This is a genomic window from Clostridium sp. AF19-22AC (assembly GCF_003479085.1).
GTDB classification, from domain to species: Bacteria; Bacillota; Clostridia; order Lachnospirales; family Lachnospiraceae; genus Faecalicatena_A; species Faecalicatena_A orotica.
Window position 1 is genome coordinate 58,075 of record NZ_QUGN01000027.1, and the last position, 18,969, is coordinate 77,043.

17 protein-coding genes and 7 tRNA genes are annotated in these 18,969 nt (G+C 43.2%); 3 read left to right on the forward strand and 21 right to left on the reverse strand.

What is annotated here, in order from left to right; translation table 11 throughout:
* Nucleotides 1-17 precede the first annotated feature (17 nt).
* The 12 genes from DWX43_RS22715 to DWX43_RS22770 form a co-directional block, all read right to left on the reverse strand.
* Nucleotides 18-242, reverse strand: a complete 225-nt coding sequence (locus DWX43_RS22715) for a holin (RefSeq protein ID WP_118621988.1) — start codon at nt 240-242, stop codon at nt 18-20.
* Nucleotides 220-546 carry a hypothetical protein gene (locus DWX43_RS22720; protein ID WP_330582310.1) on the reverse strand — a complete coding sequence of 109 codons (327 nt, stop codon included), beginning with the start codon at nt 544-546 and terminating at the stop codon, nt 220-222. Before DWX43_RS22720 ends, DWX43_RS22715 begins: the two co-directional genes overlap by 23 nt.
* Before the next feature lie 127 nt (nt 547-673).
* Entirely contained in the window at nt 674-2,578 is a 1,905-nt protein-coding gene (locus DWX43_RS22725) for a DUF859 family phage minor structural protein (RefSeq protein WP_118621992.1), read from the reverse strand.
* Nucleotides 2,579-2,581: 3 nt separating this feature from the next.
* Nucleotides 2,582-6,694 (reverse strand): phage tail spike protein, encoded by a 4,113-nt coding sequence (locus DWX43_RS27205; RefSeq protein ID WP_118621994.1) that lies wholly within the window; start codon nt 6,692-6,694, stop codon nt 2,582-2,584.
* Nucleotides 6,695-8,224, reverse strand: coding sequence for a distal tail protein Dit (locus DWX43_RS22735; RefSeq protein WP_182440795.1), 1,530 nt, complete (start codon nt 8,222-8,224; stop codon nt 6,695-6,697).
* Nucleotides 8,225-8,234: 10 nt separating this feature from the next.
* Entirely contained in the window at nt 8,235-11,495 is a 3,261-nt protein-coding gene (locus tag DWX43_RS22740; RefSeq protein WP_118621998.1) for a tape measure protein, read from the reverse strand.
* Entirely contained in the window at nt 11,482-11,766 is a 285-nt protein-coding gene (locus tag DWX43_RS22745; protein ID WP_118622000.1) for a hypothetical protein, read from the reverse strand. Before DWX43_RS22745 ends, DWX43_RS22740 begins: the two co-directional genes overlap by 14 nt.
* A gap of 86 nt (nt 11,767-11,852) precedes the next feature.
* A complete protein-coding gene (locus DWX43_RS22750; protein WP_182440796.1) occupies nt 11,853-12,209 on the reverse strand; it encodes a tail assembly chaperone in 357 nt (118 codons plus the stop codon).
* 223 nt (nt 12,210-12,432) lie between these two features.
* Nucleotides 12,433-12,966 (reverse strand): phage major tail protein, TP901-1 family, encoded by a 534-nt coding sequence (locus DWX43_RS22755; protein ID WP_118622014.1) that lies wholly within the window; start codon nt 12,964-12,966, stop codon nt 12,433-12,435.
* A 138-nt stretch (nt 12,967-13,104) separates the two neighbouring features.
* Nucleotides 13,105-13,434, reverse strand: coding sequence for a hypothetical protein (locus tag DWX43_RS22760; protein ID WP_118622004.1), 330 nt, complete (start codon nt 13,432-13,434; stop codon nt 13,105-13,107).
* Between the two features lie 90 nt (nt 13,435-13,524).
* Nucleotides 13,525-13,812 (reverse strand): ribosomal-processing cysteine protease Prp, encoded by a 288-nt coding sequence (locus DWX43_RS22765; RefSeq protein WP_118622006.1) that lies wholly within the window; start codon nt 13,810-13,812, stop codon nt 13,525-13,527.
* Nucleotides 13,813-13,909: 97 nt separating this feature from the next.
* Entirely contained in the window at nt 13,910-14,140 is a 231-nt protein-coding gene (locus DWX43_RS22770) for a helix-turn-helix domain-containing protein (RefSeq protein WP_243099447.1), read from the reverse strand.
* A 168-nt stretch (nt 14,141-14,308) separates the two neighbouring features.
* Here DWX43_RS22770 and DWX43_RS22775 point away from each other — a divergent pair, with 168 nt between their 5' ends.
* The 3 genes from DWX43_RS22775 to DWX43_RS27115 all read left to right on the forward strand — a co-directional run bounded on the left by DWX43_RS22775 (nt 14,309) and on the right by DWX43_RS27115 (nt 15,574).
* Entirely contained in the window at nt 14,309-14,797 is a 489-nt protein-coding gene (locus DWX43_RS22775) for a helix-turn-helix transcriptional regulator (RefSeq protein ID WP_109733893.1), read from the forward strand.
* Nucleotides 14,798-14,852: 55 nt separating this feature from the next.
* Nucleotides 14,853-15,314, forward strand: a complete 462-nt coding sequence (locus DWX43_RS22780) for an ImmA/IrrE family metallo-endopeptidase (RefSeq protein WP_109733894.1) — start codon at nt 14,853-14,855, stop codon at nt 15,312-15,314.
* A 104-nt stretch (nt 15,315-15,418) separates the two neighbouring features.
* Nucleotides 15,419-15,574, forward strand: coding sequence for a hypothetical protein (locus DWX43_RS27115; protein ID WP_181368872.1), 156 nt, complete (start codon nt 15,419-15,421; stop codon nt 15,572-15,574).
* 37 nt (nt 15,575-15,611) lie between these two features.
* Here DWX43_RS27115 and DWX43_RS22785 read toward each other — a convergent pair whose 3' ends face one another.
* From DWX43_RS22785 to DWX43_RS22830, 9 genes are all read right to left on the reverse strand, one after another.
* Nucleotides 15,612-16,196: a guanylate kinase gene (locus DWX43_RS22785; protein ID WP_118622008.1), complete on the reverse strand. Its 585-nt coding sequence runs from the start codon at nt 16,194-16,196 to the stop codon at nt 15,612-15,614.
* On the reverse strand, nt 16,189-17,616 hold the full coding sequence (locus DWX43_RS22790; protein WP_330582311.1) for an aminotransferase class V-fold PLP-dependent enzyme: 1,428 nt from the start codon (nt 17,614-17,616) through the stop codon (nt 16,189-16,191). The genes DWX43_RS22785 and DWX43_RS22790 overlap by 8 nt, the downstream gene beginning before the upstream one ends.
* Before the next feature lie 502 nt (nt 17,617-18,118).
* Nucleotides 18,119-18,191, reverse strand: a tRNA-Lys gene (locus tag DWX43_RS22800).
* 35 nt (nt 18,192-18,226) lie between these two features.
* A tRNA-Phe gene (locus DWX43_RS22805) sits at nt 18,227-18,299 on the reverse strand.
* A 21-nt stretch (nt 18,300-18,320) separates the two neighbouring features.
* Nucleotides 18,321-18,394, reverse strand: a tRNA-Met gene (locus tag DWX43_RS22810).
* 32 nt (nt 18,395-18,426) lie between these two features.
* Nucleotides 18,427-18,499: transfer RNA gene (locus tag DWX43_RS22815), tRNA-Thr, on the reverse strand.
* 59 nt (nt 18,500-18,558) lie between these two features.
* Nucleotides 18,559-18,640 (reverse strand) — tRNA-Tyr (locus DWX43_RS22820).
* A gap of 10 nt (nt 18,641-18,650) precedes the next feature.
* A tRNA-Val gene (locus DWX43_RS22825) sits at nt 18,651-18,723 on the reverse strand.
* 84 nt (nt 18,724-18,807) lie between these two features.
* Nucleotides 18,808-18,881, reverse strand: a tRNA-Asp gene (locus DWX43_RS22830).
* Nucleotides 18,882-18,969: the final 88 nt, after the last annotated feature.

Here is an 18,969-nt window from a genome sequence, read left to right on the forward strand (position 1 = left end):
CTTCTAAATAGAAGAAACTACAAGGCCTCTTCCTCAGTCCCGGTGTTTAATTCCGGTAATCCGGCAAGAGATGTCAATACTGACGCAACACCCGCTAATGCGGCTGTCCCGATTACCGTTAACCAATCTACCTGTACAATTGTAACTGCTGCCGGAAGCATGGCAGCTGCAGTCTGGGCCATTGTCTTTACTGCCCGCACAGCTGCTTTCTTCATCCATTCAATCCAATTTCTGTTTTTCATTATTATTCATCTTCTTTCTTATATGTAATTCCTGTATTTCGTCATACATTTTAGTAATCATTCCATTGCCGCCTAATTCATGGTAGGCCATATACATGTCACAGAAGTTCTGGTATGCATAAGATGGTATATAGCCAATGTCCATGTACTTATCATGGTATTCCATCATCTGTACACGCAGGAGGAGCATTGTCCCCCTGCTGTTTGCGTCACGTTCCTTCTTTTGTCTTTTAAGAAGCCAGACAATGTAGCCCAACAGAAATGGCAGCATGATTGTGTAGGTCTGTGTTATCATTTCGCTCAATAAATAGTTCTCCTCCTGCTCAATATAAAAAAGAACATACAAATCAATGTTTATTAATATATTAAATTTGCTCGATTTATTATATTACAGTTAATTTAAAACTTTGGAATCCCCCTTGTATCCCAGTCTATTGCAATGGAAGGAATCTTAATCTATTGTAAGTTTTATTATTAGTTGAAATATTATTAACCATCATTCCCTTTCGTACAAACATACTTATTGCACTATTTCCTACTGATCCAGCTGCTGGTGTTGACTGCTGGATTATAGTATAATTTGTACCATTTGATCCGTATACTCTTGCCTGTATATAATAATTTGCTCTATAATTTGCTTCCATATATAAATATCCATCTGAAGGAAATGTGTATGATGAAACATTGATTAAGTCAACTAAACCACCTAAATTGTTTCCTGCATTAATACTATCCAGCTTTGCCTTATCCGCTGCCGCCATAAATCCATTAGCCCCCTGTGTAGCAACATTATGTCCATGAGATGCCGCCGCTTTACCTGCAATCTGAGTCGTATGACTCGCAATCTGTGCCGCCTGATTAGAAATTTGAGTTGATTGATTTGAAATCTGTGTAGCAAGATTTGCAATCTTATCAAAAAGATTGTATTCACTCCCATTCCCATGAATAATAACAGACTTAAAAAATTCCGCAATCATCCCCACCTCAAAAGCATCCTTTTCACTTACCTTTCCTACTGCGGCACCCTTACCAGTACTTCGAAAATCCATCAATGTAAACCCGCTGCTGATATCTACAATTGCCTCTGACGTCGTGAAATAATCTGTGACCCTCAGCCTCAGCGTATATGATGAGTCTATACTCAGCACATTATCCGCCACATAAGTGCTGTTATATGAATACACACTCCCTTTTAGCAAGGACACCCATGTTGTCTCACCGTTTTTCTGCAGGTCCACTGCATAGCTTTTCGTATTCTTATTCCCAACAGCCGAGACATTAAAATTCATTGAGATACTCAAGGAAGTCCCCTGATCGTCAAAAACTCCGGCTGTGGTTGATCTGACAGCGGTAAATGAAGCGATTGCCGGATTTGCATACGCCACTACATTTACTGTCTGTGTTTTCACGGCAGTATGCCCCCTGCTATCTGTTACTGTAACCTTTACAGGGAGACTTCCCGGAGAAGTAATATAACCTGTGACGACACTGCTGCCTGAAAATGAAGAGCCCGCAACTTCCGTTTTATATGATACGATTGTACTTCCCTGTATACCGCTTGCGGATATGGCAATATTAAGCCTGCTCTTATTCTGCACATAAGCGCCAAATTGGGCGTTTATTCCGGTTGCTGCCTCTGTAATCCCTATGCTGGTGATAGATGGAACCATACTGGCAGGCACAGTCGCTGTAAAATTAATATATTTTGTTCCCACAAGTGTTGAACCATTATATGTGCTGCATGTAATCTGGCCCGTTCCGCTGGCAGCATTCGGTATTTGTGCTGCCAGCGAACTGGGTAGTGTCCAGCTTGCTGATCCGCCGGCACCAGTCGCAATTGTTCCTGCTGCGCTGCCAAAGCTGTATGTTAAAGTGTGTGTAAATGCACTACTGGCCCTTGGCAGATTTATCGTAATTGCACTTCCTATCGCCTGACTTGCTGGTGAAAGTGACGGCACAGTCGCTCTCGGTATCGTACTCAGTGTTGCCTTCCCAGAAGCTGAAAGAGTTCCCGGTGACACGCCATCTCCAAAATATATAGTACCTGACAGGTTAATTGATTTTGTACCATCTGCATTATGCGTTACCGTAAAGCTTCTTCGTGCAACCTCTTTCCATTGGTTCTGAGGAATTGTCCAGTTAAATGTAAAATTCACATTTCCCGTTGACAGTGAGTCTACCTTGATAATCCAATACGCATTTCCGTCTAAATTGTACCCATAATATTGATAGTCTGTCCGTCTAAAATCCAGCGCAACTGTGACATAACTTGTATTATTAGCAACATTTACATTTGTCTCGCTGATTAACCGTATCCTTGTTTCATAATTTGCCATGTTTTACCTCACTTTTCCAAATGACAGATTCCCATTCGTGCGTGGTGTGAATGCAAAATTCCCAAGTACCAGCGACGAAAGAATTTCTGCATCGTTGATATACATACGCCGGTTACTGATATATGCAACTTCATTTCCATTTTCCAGAAATGATATCCTGTCATTAATCATCTTCAACGTCAGCGGATTGCCTTCCACCCCGATAATAATAGCTCCGTCAATAAATCGTATATATTTTTTTATCTCGTTGAATTCAGAATCTGTTCCAGTAGACAGTTTATTTAAATTTTCAGTAAGCTGATTGAAATCAAATACAAAGGAATCTTTAGTCTGTTCAAATTTTGTATTTACCTCTCCTATCAGGCTGTCAACGTCCTCCTTGAGATAAGTTTTCTCGCCGACCTCAAACAGAACTTTATCAGATACCTTGTCAATTTCAGCATATGCACTCTGATAGATTGTCTCGATTGCACTTGACTGATCATTCACAATCTCCCATGCCCCTGCCATAGTGTTATAATGTTTCATCAACGGAGGTTCAATGGAAGTATCACACCATAATTTTGTCTTATCTTCCGGCTCTGTAGAACTGATAACAGCGGCATCCTCTCCTCTTATTTTCGTCCAGAAGTATTTCAGAGGATCTGTACTGTCCGCCGCTGTGAAGTCCGTATACTGCCCAATATACAACTTATTGGCACTGTCCGACACAGAAAAGCCACTCTTACCATCCGCACTGTTGGCATATGCTATATGAAGATAAGGCGTCTTACCATCTGCACCGGCCTTTCCGGGTGTCCCCTGAGCTCCATCCGCACCTTTAATCTTACTCCACGAATAGGCTTCAGGATTTGTGCTGTCTGTCACCACATTATCAACATACATTCCAATGTAAGTACGGTTACTGTCTGACACGGAAAAATCAGTCTTTCCGTCCGCACTGTTGGCATATGCTATATGTGTATAGCTGCTCTTACCATCTGCACCTTTTGGCCCCTGAATTCCCTGATCTCCTTTAGCACCCTGAAGTCCCTGCAGGCCACGCTGCCCCTGATCTCCTTTATCGCCCTTATCTCCTTTGTCACCTTTGTCACCCTTGATGAGTGACCAAGTGTAATCACTTGGGTTCGTACTCTCCGCGGCTGTCGTCTTATTATAGGCCAGACCTATGTAAGCCTTACCAGTGGGATCATCACCCATACCTTCGCCGGATGCACTTGCCGCGTATTTAATCCACGTATAATAGGTCTTTCCATCCGCGCCTTTTCCTCCGGCGACACCCTGATCGCCCTTTTCGCCTTTTATCTTTGACCATGTATAATCCGCATAACTGCTGCTCTCCGCTGCCGTAGTCTTATTATAAGCAAGACCGATATAGGATTTATTGGCAGGATCATCACTCATTCCGGTAGTTGGTGTATCCGCATATTTTAACCATGTATAGTACTGTTTTCCATCCGTACCTTTCGGTCCCTGTACCCCCTGAGGCCCCTGATCACCCTTGATCTTTGTCCAGGAGTATTTCGCAGGATCTGTACTGTCCGCCGCTGTGAAGTCCGTGTACTGCCCGATATACAGCTTATTGGCACTGTCCGACACGGAAAATCCTGTCTTACCATCCGCACTGTTGGCATATGCTATATGAAGATAAGGCGTCTTACCATCTGCACCGGCCTTTCCGGGTGTCCCCTGAGCTCCATCCGCACCTTTAATCTTACTCCACGAATAGGCTTCAGGATTTGTGCTGTCTGTCACCACATTATCAACATACATTCCAATGTAAGTACGGTTACTGTCTGACACGGAAAAATCAGTCTTTCCGTCCGCACTGTTGGCATATGCTATATGTGTATAGCTGCTCTTACCATCTGCACCTTTTGGCCCCTGAATTCCCTGATCTCCTTTAGCACCCTGAAGTCCCTGAAGTCCGCGCTGTCCCTGATCGCCTTTATCGCCCTTGTCTCCTTTGTCACCCTTTTCACCATATACTCCGGTAACTCTTGGTGTCGTGTTATCCTTCGTATCATCTGTGTAGATATATTCTTCATATATCCATAAAAACCGGTTTGTCTCTGTGATTGTCGGAATCGTCTTCTGCCATCCTGCGGTTGACGTTGTAATCCCGCTGTCCTTTGAAGAGACGAGATAATATGCGTTCCTCTCTTTGATTCCTTTACCCGGCTCGCCCGTATCTCCTTTTACACCGATCTCTCCTTCAATTTTTTTCCATCTATAATCTCCCGGTTTGTCAGAGTCAGGCTGGTAGAAGTCTACATAAATACCTAGCCATCCTCCCGGTGTTTCTCCGCTGTTACCCGTAAATGTTTTTCCGCCGTCATTCGAATATTTGATATGTAAAAAAGAGGTATTCCCGTCTTCACCATTTTCACCCGGTATCCCACGGGCGCCCTCGGGTCCCTGTGCCCCTTCGAGCCTCTGCCATTTATAATCCCTTGGATTGTTTGAATCCACCTCCTGAAAATCAACATACGTTCCGATATACTTATCTGGAGTTTCTGTCATCTGGGATGCTGACGGATTTATCACAGGGCTATATTTGATATGAAAGTAAGAAGACTTTCCGGGATCTCCTGAAGGCCCCTGAATTCCCTGGTCCCCCTGCTCTCCTTTTTCTCCCTTATCGCCTTTATCTCCCTTATCCCCTTTTTCACCGTCATAAATATTCGTGACAGTGACCTCAAATGAACCGCGTACCATACCGGCCACATCAGTCACTTCATATCTGTATACTTCCTTGCCGGAAACATCAGCGGCTTTAACAATGATTGACTTTCCAGAAGATATCTCCTCCGCATTTTTCAGCCAGCGGATATTCAGATTTCCCGTCACATCCTTGCCGCCATCCATGACAAACGCAGTTAAGGTGGTTGTTCCTTCATTATTTTTGAAAATAATTCCATTGTCTGTAGTGATTGAACAAGTGTATACCTTATTTGCCTCGAACAGTTCGTTCATCTTCTTAAGCAGCGCAGGATCTATCTCCGACTGCAGCTCTTTATAATTACTGAACGTGGTTTTATTCTGCTCTGGATCTGTAAAACTACGGGACTGTTCGGTAACTCTCGCTTGTAAATATAACTCCGGATTATACTCCTCATCAGCAATTGTTACCGTGTCTCCGATGCCCGTATCAAAATACCCTTCCACCTCGTAACTTACCTGAGGGACACAGTTCTTTTTTAATTCTGCCAGACCTTGGGCATACAGCGTATTTACATTGTCCGTATCATATTCCCAAATTTCAGCAATATACCTTTCGTTTTCGTTGGCCATGAGATTAGACGGAAATCGGTCCCTTGCCTGAACTGCGTAGATATTCCTTTTTCCGGACGGACAAGTATATTCCACCTTGCCCTCTGCATCATACTCTGTCTTATTAATGCTGCTCACTGTAAGCCCGTCTTTTCCAATTGGCCGGATAGCCGTATACAGTTCTGTAATATCTGAAGTTTTCGTAATTCCTGATACATTTCTCCCATAACGGAGTATCACGTCTGTACGGTTACTCCCGACACCCTGAACTGTATCACTGTGTTTCTGATAAACATTCATAACAATACTGTTCAGAGAGTAATCGGGATTTAATCTAGGTATAAATTCTACTTCTGCGTCAAAAACATCAGCTAGGGAAAATATTCTGGCCAGCATTGTCTCTGTCTGGCTCCATTCGTGTTTGACAGATTTACCTGAAACTTCATTTACTCCCAGTGTAACCACTTTTTCGTAATCAAAAATATCCAGATATTGGGCAAATGTCATAGTATTAGCTGCCTTGTAGGCTTCCTTCTGTTCATTCAGTAATTCGAAATTTAAACTGTACGCTTCTACCTCAATCTCATACTCATCTTTCGTCACTGTCATGATATTCAGATAAAAATCACAATCTCTGTAACGGAAGGCCAATTTGTTCCCTTCCGTAAGATACAACGCATCCTTGTGCTTTGCACTGGTTTTAAATGAATAAGTAGCAGCAGATCCTTTGAGATACTGATGAAGTTCATCCTGATAATAATGCATTGATTCCGGAGCCTCATTGTCTAAAAAAGCACATACTTTATCATATGCATTTAACAACGCAATTCTTATATTATCCATTTATAAAAACGCCTCCTTAATCTTTGCCGTTATCGTGGGCGCCGGGTTGCAAAAGTCCGAATAATAGAACTGTACCTTCGTCTCTCCCGGTGGAGCTTTAAAGTATTTACTCCCTATCTGCTCATCATCCATACTGGCAATCCCATTCACATAAACCTTCGTGGCAGACCCGTCTACATATACCGTACTTCCCGCCCGATAACGGTTCGGAATGTCATACCAGTATCCTACGTTGTCTTTTTGAAATAAAACATTGTGGAAATACATCCTTGCAACCAGATTTCCTGCACCGCGTGTTCCCCACTGCCCTAAAAAAATAGTTACTGTCTTTGCTTTCACATTCTTCAGTGCCGGAACCCGATACTGATATTTCTTTCCTCCGAAACAAAATTCAAACAATTCTCCGCTTTTTCGGATATATATATTCGTTCCCACATTATTCGCTGTAACAGACCACGCCGTGGGTTCATATTTGATCCTGTTCTTCTCCTGCAGTTGGATCAGCATGACTGCGGCTGCCTGATTCGTATTGGTTGCCTTTTTTAAAATATGTATGGATGCTAAATGCTGCCCGCTTTCGTCACCGACAACAAATTCCAGCAGCCCCGTCTGCGGGACTTTTCCTGTTTCAAACCAGATTTTTGACTGTGCTAAAAAGTTTGCAGCGCCAATCTCACCATTGGAATCCGCCGGCAGTGTAACCATCTTGCTGGCCCCGTGCCAGTTATTCCCGCTCCCGACACTGTTCAGTGCCAGCGCCGGCTGGCCGTTAACCGTCACTGTCTTAAATGTCCCGTTTTTCGGGAAATTCTCAGTCAGAATGCCCTGTCCGTCTGTCATAGCCCCCATCTCAGATGGATTCTTATAATTAAACAGTTCCTGTGATTTCTGGCGTATCTCCGCATCAACTTCATCCGCCGATCCAAGCTGGATTACCCCGTGCTCACTTACAATGCCAACATATCCATTCTCGTGCCCATGTGTAATTGTATAATCAATCGGTACCTCTTTCGTCCCATTATTCACAATCACAGCCTCCAGCACCCCGTCCTGATTCACCGCTGCCGGAAATGTCTTCTCCACTACGGAATATTTATACGGATCCGCGCAGTATATATCAAATTTCCCTGTTACACTCAGCTGCCCCTCCGATACTTCGTCAACTGTACTCTTCGTACCAACAAAGTATTTGTCAGGCTCGTCATAAAAGACAAGCCTGGCCTCCTCCTGATTGAGAATCTGATTGAGTTTATTAAACTTCTCCCGGAATTCTTCCGGGGTATCTGACTTAAGCACAAACGCAACAGTAATAACCCGCGGGACATTCCTCTTATACTGGAACTCAGTACCGTCTGAATTACCAATCTGACGGTCTTGTATTTCAGATTCCAGAAGTTCGCGCCCTGTAACATATAAGGTCCTATATCCCTGGATTTCATTTTCGATATATGTTCCATTTATACTCATTGCTTCAGCAGGAAGCTCTTCTTTATTATTGGCATGGTTAATTGTATCTACAAATTTATACATGTGTTCCTCCCTACCTAATGCCATTGATATATCTTCTTATCTTGGCATCACTTTCATTTTTTTCCTGTACATACCTTGCACTCCCATATCCTACTTCTTTTCCGTCCATAACGCTTGTGACCTCCGCATTAACATAAATTGCCGGATTATAAGTATAATCATTCTTTAAACTGCTTTGAGACATGCCGGAACTGTAATTTCCCATTATATCCGGCCCGGAAGCAACACTCGGAATAAAGACCATGTCTTCGCCGACTTGATAAATTCTTTGGAACATTGATTTAATTCCTATTGCAAACCCTTCACCTATATATGCTCCCAATTCCTTAAATGTACGGGAAGGACTTCCGATTTTAGCTTTTGCAATTACCGCTTCTTCTGCTGCGGCTGCAAGCTGTGCTGCTACCATTCTGACATACGCCAGCGTTGACTCCATACCATTTGCCAGACCGATTCCGATATAGTAACCCAAGCTATACATTTGTCCGGGAACGGAACCCATTGCACTTACAATGGCGGCTGCACCGGCCATTGCAGCCGTTTTCGCCCTGATGCACCCGGTTTCAATTCCTCTTGCCAGACCTTCTCCTCCCAGCATACCGGCTGCTGTTAATTCTAATACCATGCTTTTTGCCACTGCGGTAAGCATCATAAATGATGCGATTACAAGTGTTATGTCCGGCGGTGTTAAAACGAAGTTGGAAAGAGTTTCCTGTATACTATATACTGCTGTACGCAGTATTTCTGCTGCCAATGACATCGTACTGACTCCCATACTGAAAGCTGTCATGACAATCGCTGCCGCTGTCAGATTTGTTATAATCCCACTCAGCCCGATTGCTGCTTCCTGAAGCCCTGCTCCTTTTGTAGCTATCTCTCCCAAACCTAAAGCTACAGCTCCAAGTGACTTAGCTATATCAATCAGGGATAACTCTGCTATCAGTCCGATTCCGACAGCAACCGCTTTAAAACCTTCTCCAGCATTTCTGGCTGAGTTTCCGACACTTTCTATCACCCCTGCAATAGAATCCAGTACCTCTGAAAATCCACCGCTTATTGCTTCGATTACTCCCGATATACTATCGATTATACTGGTAAAACCATCACTAATTGAATCAATCACCCCGGTTATGATCTCTCCGGCCGTAGTCATGATATTACATAAAGTATCTCCCACAGTTGCTGCTATAATACTTACAGCGACTGCAATTGCAACTGCCAGCTGTGAAAATGTATCCCCCAGCTGCTGTATAATTGGCGGGAGCAGACCAATCGTATCACCGGCTAGAGCCATAGCTGCCCCGACGGCAAGTATTATGACCCCTATTGCAATCATACCCGGTATAGCCGCGTTAAGCGCGCTGCCTAATGTTCCGAATATCACAGCCAGCCCCCCGATAACAATTCCGAATACGCCCATTGCTACGGCACCTTCCTGCCCTGTTTGCGCAAGTGGCACCATCGCAAGTGCCATAACAGAAATGGCCGCTGCAAACACAGCAATGCCAAGTGCACTCTGCTGCAGTTTCTGCCCCATCGTTCCCAATATAATTCCCAGTCCGCCAACAACAACTCCAAATGCAAGCAATGGCGGTACAGCTGTTGACCCGAGCGATGCCAACGGCACAAGTGCAAGAGCAAGTACAGCCAATGACCCTGCAACAAGCGCGATCCCCGCACCCATTTTAAGAAATGCATCGGATACTGCATTGAGCCTTGCAGGCGTTGTCTTAACATTTTTAAGAAGCGACATCATTCCAAAAACAAGAGCTATTACTGTTCCTGCCATAACCGCCATGATGCCTATTGCCGCACCTCCGGAATTTGAAAGCCTGATTGACGCCTCCGCTAATAACAAGAATCCTCCGGCTATTAGTGCAACTCCGGCCCCAATCATCATAAAAGATTTGGCTGAAGAACTTATTTTATCAGAACTTTTCTGACTCGATTTTCCGACTTCCTCCTGTCCTTTTGCAACTTTGAAAAGCTTAGGTGCAATCTTACTCAATCCCAGTTTTGCAAATTTCGCTATAGCCCCCGTAAATCCTCCCACCAATGTAATGAGCGCCGTAAGTATCTTAAATCCCTTATATGCCACAAGAAGCTTCGGGATATTTACAATTACTTTTGCTACAGCATCGGCATGTTCCTCCAAAAACTTTGCAAAAGTTTTAAGCACATCTTTTCCTGCGTTTACTGCATCCCAGAATGTCAATATATTTTTTGTATCATTTAGAGGTGCTGTTAATTTACTGATCGAATCCCCGATAGCACTAAATGCCGAACCGAACAGGTCCTTTAGTTCAATAAATGCACTTTTCAATATATCAAAATATGGTTTAGCCCGTTCCGCTAATGATGAAAGGTCAAACCCCCCAATAATTTCAGAAACCCTGCCAAGTACACTCTCAACCGTATCTCCAAATATTTTGATAGACTCCTTCATCGTTGGAAATCCATTTTTTTCTAACATATTGTCAATTGAATTAATGATTCCCTGCGTTCCTCTGGTTACTGCTTCCTTCATGCTGTCAAATGTACCATTCCAGCTTGTTCCTGCCTCTTTTGCCGCACCTGCAACCTTCTGGACACCGTTAGTTCCCTCCATCATTGCAGATTCAACAGTATTAAGAAATTCTTCCGCACCGATCCTTCCACTTGACAGATCATCCCGTACAGATGCCGAATCCCTTCCTACAGCCTTTGCATACATACCGACAGCATCAATGCCAACATTAAAAAGCCTGTTTAACTGGTCCATCTCCACAGTACCTTTTGCACGCATATTCCCTATCGCGTCCGTCACCTCCGAAAGCTGGCCGCTTGTACCTTTTCCGTAATATGCCACTGCATCTGACCATGCCCCTACAGACTTTGCGGCTGCGCCAACTTCCATACCGCGGGAAATAAAATTCTGTGTTGCTTTTGCCGCTGTATCTAAACCATAAGCGGTCCCTTTTGTAATTCCCTTTAAACTGTTCAATGCACTTCCTGCCGCATCTGTACTGCCTGTAATTGCGGTTATATTCCTATAGAACTGATCTATTGCATCCTGTTGGTTAAATGCGGAAGGTATTGATTTTTTAAGAAGGTTCGCGCCCGCATCCATTGCCTTAAATACGCCAATTCCGGAAGAAATTTTCATAATCGCATTTTTTACTGATGCTGCTTCGCTCTTTAATATTTTGAGGCTTTCCGTAGTACTCTTCATAATCTCTGAGTACTCTTTATCATCGATACCTAACACTGCCTTTACACTATAACTTACCATTCTTCCTCCTTTCCAGATATTCTATGTACCTTCCGGCTTTACTTGATACAGGTCTGTTAAGGGCTGGTTTCCCACTGGCCTCATTGACCCTTTTTTCATAATCGAAAAAGCTGTCAAACTTTTTATACACCGGCTCTGATTTTCCTCTGCCCTTTTTCCTTTCTGCTTTTACCTCCCGATTAACCCACGCCTGAAGATGAATCCAGTATTCATGGTCTGCCATTTGCAGACGGAATGCTTTCATTCTGATTCCATATTCATAAAGGGTCATGCGGTCAATCACTTCTATGTCATTCAGATCAAGAAAGCGGAGACAGTTTATAACAATATCCTCATATGTTTCTTCAGATGACTGGTCTACTTCTGTCCTTGCTTCGACAGCTCTTTCTCCATCTGCGTCATCTTTAACCTGGTAGCATTTCCCTTTTTTAGTTCACTGATCACCTCGTCAAACAGTGCTTCGATGTTCTCGCTGTTCTCAACATACTCATCTACTTCATTTACAGTCGGCCTTGCCTTCTGTGTACAGGTTCCTGTATAGAGCACCTCTGACAGGGCAACTGTATCGTATGTAAACAGCATCGGAACCTTAAGCTCTAACCCTGCCCCAAACTTAGCCCCTTCCTTCATGAAATAATTTGCCTTATCCAATTCACGGATAAACTTAATTCCAAAATGAACCTCAAACTCTTTATCTTTAATATTTAAAATCATATATATATCCTCCATTTTCATATATCAGCAATTTGTCTTTTCTGCTGAGTAATTATTTTCTTAATCCCGTTAAAATATCTTATCTCCTGCAAAGTTCCCGTCTGCAGAAGACGCACCGCGGCATCCGTAACTTATGCCGCAGTAAGCGTCCTGCCGGTCAGTATTTTTCATCCTATAGTTGAACTATTCTATAAGAATAAAAGAGAGTGGTTATACCTTCATCCTAGACTCCGGATCCTGTTTTCTGGGTATCCGCAAATACATAGTCTGCAATTTCCTGCTGTTCAACAGAAACGGTCACACTTCCACGTTTTCCACTTCCATTAATACCGAACGTAAGCGAGCATTCTGTAAAATCTTCAGCAGAAGAAGTCTTTTCAAATTCTGTCAGGTATCCCTGGAAATACATCCCCTTGAATTTGTTATCTCCTGACTCCGCAGGCTCTGCGAGATTTGCCTCCCAGATTTCTATAATCTCATCTGAATCCATAGCATCTTCCAGTTTTTCAATCATCACATCCCCTTTTGACAGAATGCTTGTTGCTGTAATTTCGACTTCTGCTGTACCCGGTGTTCTGATTGAACCGTCTTTCGTTGCAATTGAATCGGCATCTTTACTCTTTGTCCTGCCATTTTCCGTTGTAAACGCAATAAGTGTTCCGTCAGTTGTCGCTGCATCTTTTTTAATTCTGTACAAATAAACAATTTTCTTTCCCTGAATAGCTTCTGCAAATAACTGTAATCCCATTTTCTTCATAATTTTCTCCTTATATTTCATACTTTAAATTTTCCCTGCATCTGCAAAGTGCAGTGCAATTGTCCTGTTCTCCAACATAGTTAGGCCGGAATTGTTCAATCTTAATGTTACCTGATAGTTCTTCTGACATCTAACATCCTAATATTCGAGAGTTATGCATATTTTCCCAACCCTCTGCTGCCTGTCGGCCTGATACTCTGTATCCTCTTTCTCCGCCAGTGCCTCCCACTTCTTTCTCGCATGGTTAACCGCCGTCTGTGTTGCCTTCTGTACCCTTCGGTCAAACTCTGCCTGATTTTCTCTCTGTCTTAGAAAATTATCAAATGCCTTTGACCTCTCCTTTTCATCCATTCCAGTTTCTGCCTCCACTCCGCCGTCCCGTCTATGAGATCCGCCGTTTCTTTCGGCAAATAACTGTAAGTTTGTCCTTGGAATTTTCCAACACTCCTCATGATTTTTATACCACATGGTTACATCCTCTTTTCTTTCTGCCCCAGTCCATCCAACGTCCAGACCATTGCATGTATTGTAGTTTAACGACATTTCGGTCACAACAGGTTACACAACCCGGACAAAATCCGGATATTCATCAGCAATCAAAGAGATGCCGATGATAAAGGAATCTTTCATAATTATCGCTTTCTCTGATAGATTCCCGTATTTTATATCAACCCTGCCGGGCGATATTTCGTACTGAATACTGTCTACTGTCAGGTCCTCAATAGATTTGATGAATGTCTGCGTCAATGCAGATACACCGGCACATACAATGTCTTTCCCTGCCTGTGCATAACCTGCATGCCCCTTTACCGTAATCCTGTCCTTCATGACCGTTACTTTAATCAAAACTGCCTCCTCTTATTTCCCCCTAAAGCTGTACATATACTATCCGCCTTCAGTTATCTCCAGTGTCCACATTGCATTCTACTGATATAAGTAGCATTTATGCAACAACGTGATCAAAAAAAATTTCCACCGCCTCTTCTCTGCTCAAGGGAACTGCCTGTACAATTTTATGTATCTCACCTATCGTCAGTTTATTCCCATTATCCTTCAGCTTTCTGTAAAGTGTACTCCTGTTCATCCCCGCTGAATCTGCAACCGCCTCCAGAGTTGTACCTCTCTCCACAATTTTAGCCTTCAGCTTTACCACATTTACAACCAAATCCGGCAATCTATCACTCTCCCTTGTTGTCAGTATTTTTAGTAGCGTTTATGCAACTCATGTCATTATACTACCTTACTCAGGCAAATAAGTCAATAGTAAAATAGCATTTACGCGATTAATATGTTGCGTTTTTGCATCTTACATGCTATATTATATTCAGGAGGTGTATACACAATGTCCGATACAGGCGAGAGAATCAAACAAAGAAGAAAAGAAATGGGACTGACGGCGGACGTCCTTGCAGAGAAGCTAGGCGTGTCCCGCTCTACAATTTTCCGTTATGAAAAAGGGGATATTGATAAGATCCCCGCTGAGTCATTATCAATTATAGCCGCTGCATTAAACACAACCCCTGCCTATCTCATGGGTTGGAAAGATGACGGTCAGCAGTTCTTTCATGGAATATCTGTTTTCCCTACAGTAGAAAAGACGAATCCCATTCCAAAGGGCAGCTATGAAGATCTGGTTATAACCGAGATGGAAAAAATGAATTCGAAGGGGAAGATAAGACTACTCGATACAGCCCGGGAGATGACATGCAACCCGCTGTATAATGATAACTATGAATTAGAAGTCAGGGCAGCCCATACAAGGACTGATATCGAAGTAACGAAAGATATGATAAAACATGATGATAATATCATGGATGATGAAAATTTTTAAAAGTCCCGTTTAAAGGACAGGCTATATGTTATATTTAATTTGGAGGTGTTGACTAATGAACAACTACGAAACACTTTTAGACGAGGCCTGTGAAAACGGTTTAACTGTAAAAGAAAAGCCCCTCATATCCAGCAACGGACGTATAAAAGGAAAAAAGATTGCAATCCGTAAGGATATTGACACAGACGCTGAAAAAGCCTGCACACTTGCTGAAGAACTTGGTCACTATCATACGACCGTGGGAGACATTATGGATATGTCAGACGCCTGGAACCGCAAACAGGAACGGCAGGCAAGACTGGATGGCTATAACAGGCTGATTGGTTTAAAGGGGCTGATCAGCGCATTCGAACACGGATACAGAAACTGGCATGACACAGCCCAGTATCTGGATGTAACAGAAGAATATCTACGGGAATGTATTGATTGCTACCGCGATAAATACGGAATGATAACCACGGTGGATAACTACTGGATCATGTTCATCCCACATTTTGGGATAGGCCGAATCGTTTAAAGGAACTCTGAGTATTATCGAACAAAATGTGGTGTTTTCTCTGATAATTTTTCTGCCATACATACTTTCTGCCATTTCGGGACATTCTATACCGAGGTGATTTTATGGCATCTTACGTGGCTCCCGAATTGAGGGACAAATTTGAATCTTTACCAATCAATTTGAAAAACTGTATCCTCGAGAAAAATGTCCAGTTAAAGACAATTCATGATTTGATTCGTGTTCTCGAAGATATAGTAGCGGAAGGAGAAGCAGAGTAATCTGCTTCTTTTTCTTCTTCCCGGCGTATTCCTGCCTTTACAAGTTTTCATTAAGGTAATCCTCAATTTCATTCAAACATTCCTCAATATCCTCGTTGGAAAACCGCCTCTCTATCCCGGCCGCCTTAATATGCTCCTCCGAAAAATCTTCCTGATCGGCTAAAAACCTGCGGCACATCTCCGCATACTTCGGTTCATTCTGCTGCATTTCCCTGTCAAGCGCCCTTTTCAGCCTCAGCCCGTCTTCCACTTCTACATAGACCGGCAACAGTTTATCCCGTCCAAAATAGCGGCTCATCGCCTCAAAAGACTGTAATGTCCCTATTACAATATAATCTTCTATCTCCAGGTCAATCTGCCCGTCGTCCGCCGTAAAATATTTCCAGATTCCGCACTTGGTATTATATGCCCGGACTTCAATGACACAGCCCTTATCCTCCAGCGCCTTCAGCCCGGATTCATCTGTAAAATGGTATTCTACCCCATCCGTTTCGCCCTCACGGATTGGCCGCGTGGTATACAATGTAATCGTCCGGAACTCAGGGCGCCTTTCCTTTAATCTTTTAAAAATGGTATCCTTGCCGGATGAACTTTTTCCCATGATATAGCAAATCTTACTCATTTCCCAATACCTCTATTTTTCCTTCTTTTTCGGGTCCCTCAACCGAAAATCCCATCTTTTCATATGCACTAAGCTGTGAGACTGCCTCCGCCGTAATCTCTTCCCCGGGCACAATCAGTGGAATTCCCGGAGGATAGATATATGCATACTCGGCAGAAACAAAACCCTCAGATGACTCCCATGACTTATATTCCGATGCGGACACCTTGTTTTTCATTATCATCCCCGTCTCTGCACTTGTATACACCTGTTTCAGCCGGGGAAGCGAAAAATGTATCTGCTGCTTTTTCTTTACACTACTTCTTTCGGATGCGATCCGTGCATCTATCTCTTCCAGCGCCTCCACAAGTCTCTCCATGCCTTCCGCAGTATCTCCGACAGAAGTCATCGCAAGCACATAGGAACCGGCAGTCATTTCCATCTGCAAATGATATTGGTTCAATAATACCTCATACAGCCCTCTGCTCGTAATGTCTGTACCTTTCACAGAAATCACGATTTTCGACCTGTCGAAACTGTCCGTCTCAATCAGTTTTAAATTTTTCATCCTGCTCAGCCTTGCTCTCACCTTTTCCAGTAATTCCACATAGGTCTGAAAACATCTGGTGCTGCCATTATCCAGCATTCTAATACATTCATCCATCCCCGCCATAAGTACATAGGACGGACTGCTTGTCTGAAGCATATGCAGATAGCGTTTAATTTCCCTCTTGTCCACAAAGCTGCCATTGAGATGTATCAAAGCCGTCTGAGTAAGCGATGGGAGCGTCTTGTGCAGACTATGTATCACAACATCCGCCCCCAGTACATTAGAATTTTGGGGGAAATATGGATGCATGCCGAAATGAGCGCCGTGAGCTTCATCTACAATCAGTGGAATTCCTTTCCTATGCGCGGCCTCTGCAATCGCCCCTACATCTGAGACAACACCGTCATATGTGGGAGACGTAATCACAACCGCCCTGATGTCATTGTGCTGTTCCAGAGCCCTCGTAACCTCTGCCGGATTAATGTGCCCATTCAGTTCAATATCGCTGTAAAACTCAGGATAAATATATACCGGCTTCAATTCATTCATATATATGGCATGATAAACCGACCGGTGGCAATTTCTGGCACACAGTATCTTATCCCCTTTTGCAGTACATCCCATAACAGCACTTAGTATTCCCGAAGTACTGCCATTAATCAAATAAAAAGTTTCATCCGCATGATAAACAGATGCCGCCCGCTTTTGAGCCTGCAGCAAAATCCCCTCTGCATGGTGAAGATCGTCAAAGCCGTCAATCTCCGTAATATCAAGACCATAAGGCAGATCACATCCTGTCAGATCCCCATTCCTCTTATGACCGGGCATATGAAAAGCATAATAGTCTGAATTTCTATATTTTATTAACTTATCATATAAGTATTCCATCATTACAACTCCCTTTTAAAATAAAACCTGTTTCATCAGGACTCCTTCTATGGTAACATAAATAACAAGTATATCTCAATATTTTATTCGATATTATAGTTGTATTGCAGTATCAATAAGCAAACCGTGGCAAAGGAGGATTTCTATGAAAGTTATTTACGAAGAAACTCTAAAAAATTATATGGAAAAAAGATCTATAGAAACCATAATCATTGAAGCCTATACTGGCAGATCCTGAACAGGCGTGCCCGAGCTGTCAGCAAAGTTTGCTGACTCAAAGACTGCCGAGAGGACCAAAAAGAAAAACTGCCGGGTAATAAAAGGGGAGATTGGAGAAATACTCATTCTTACACCGGGACTGAAATATGACAAAACCATAACTCTGTATCTCAACAATTTTCTTGGTATAAAAAATATAGAAGTTGATGGAATCAAGCCTTGATTGTGACATAAAAAAAGTACCGCAAACCCTAGTAAATACAGAGTTTACGGTACTTTTTCCAGATGAGCGTGCGGGGATTCGAACCCCGGACAACTTGATTAAAAGTCAAGTGCTCTACCACCTGAGCTACACGCCCCTAATTATAGACTATCTTTCTTTTGGCAAAGAAAATGCCCAGAGCCGGAATCGAACCAGCGACACGAGGATTTTCAGTCCTCTGCTCTACCAACTGAGCTATCTGGGCATTAGACTTAAAAAGTCTGAGTTGCGGGGGCAGGATTTGAACCTACGACCTTCGGGTTATGAGCCCGACGAGCTTCCAGACTGCTCCACCCCGCGTTATTAAATTTTAATTATCTCGGTTGAGATAAAGCCGATGATCGGACTCGAACCGATAACCTGCTGATTACAAATCAGCTGCTCTGCCAATTGAGCCACATCGGCATTATAACTATTGTGCCAAACCATTTCGGCTAATTGGCTTTAAAGGAAAATCCTTTAAGTGGATGGAGAAGGATTCGAACCTTCGAAGGCGTTGCCAACAGATTTACAGTCTGCCCCCTTTGGCCACTCGGGAATCCATCCATTTTGTAAGTGGGACCTATAGGGCTCGAACCTATGACCCTCTGCTTGTAAGGCAGATGCTCTCCCAGCTGAGCTAAGATCCCACATCATTTTGTTTCACACTATTTAATTAGTATGATAATGCAATTCCACGAAGCTTGATTAAATCTTACTCTGTGATACTGCAACGACCCAGAAGAGACTCGAACTCTCGACCTCCGCCGTGACAGGGCGGCGCTCTAACCAACTGAGCCACTGGGCCTTATGAAGATATATACCTTCAAAACCGCATACAAAGAATCTTTCCATCCATTTCCTATCACCCTGTTTGGTTATGCCCTCGACCTATT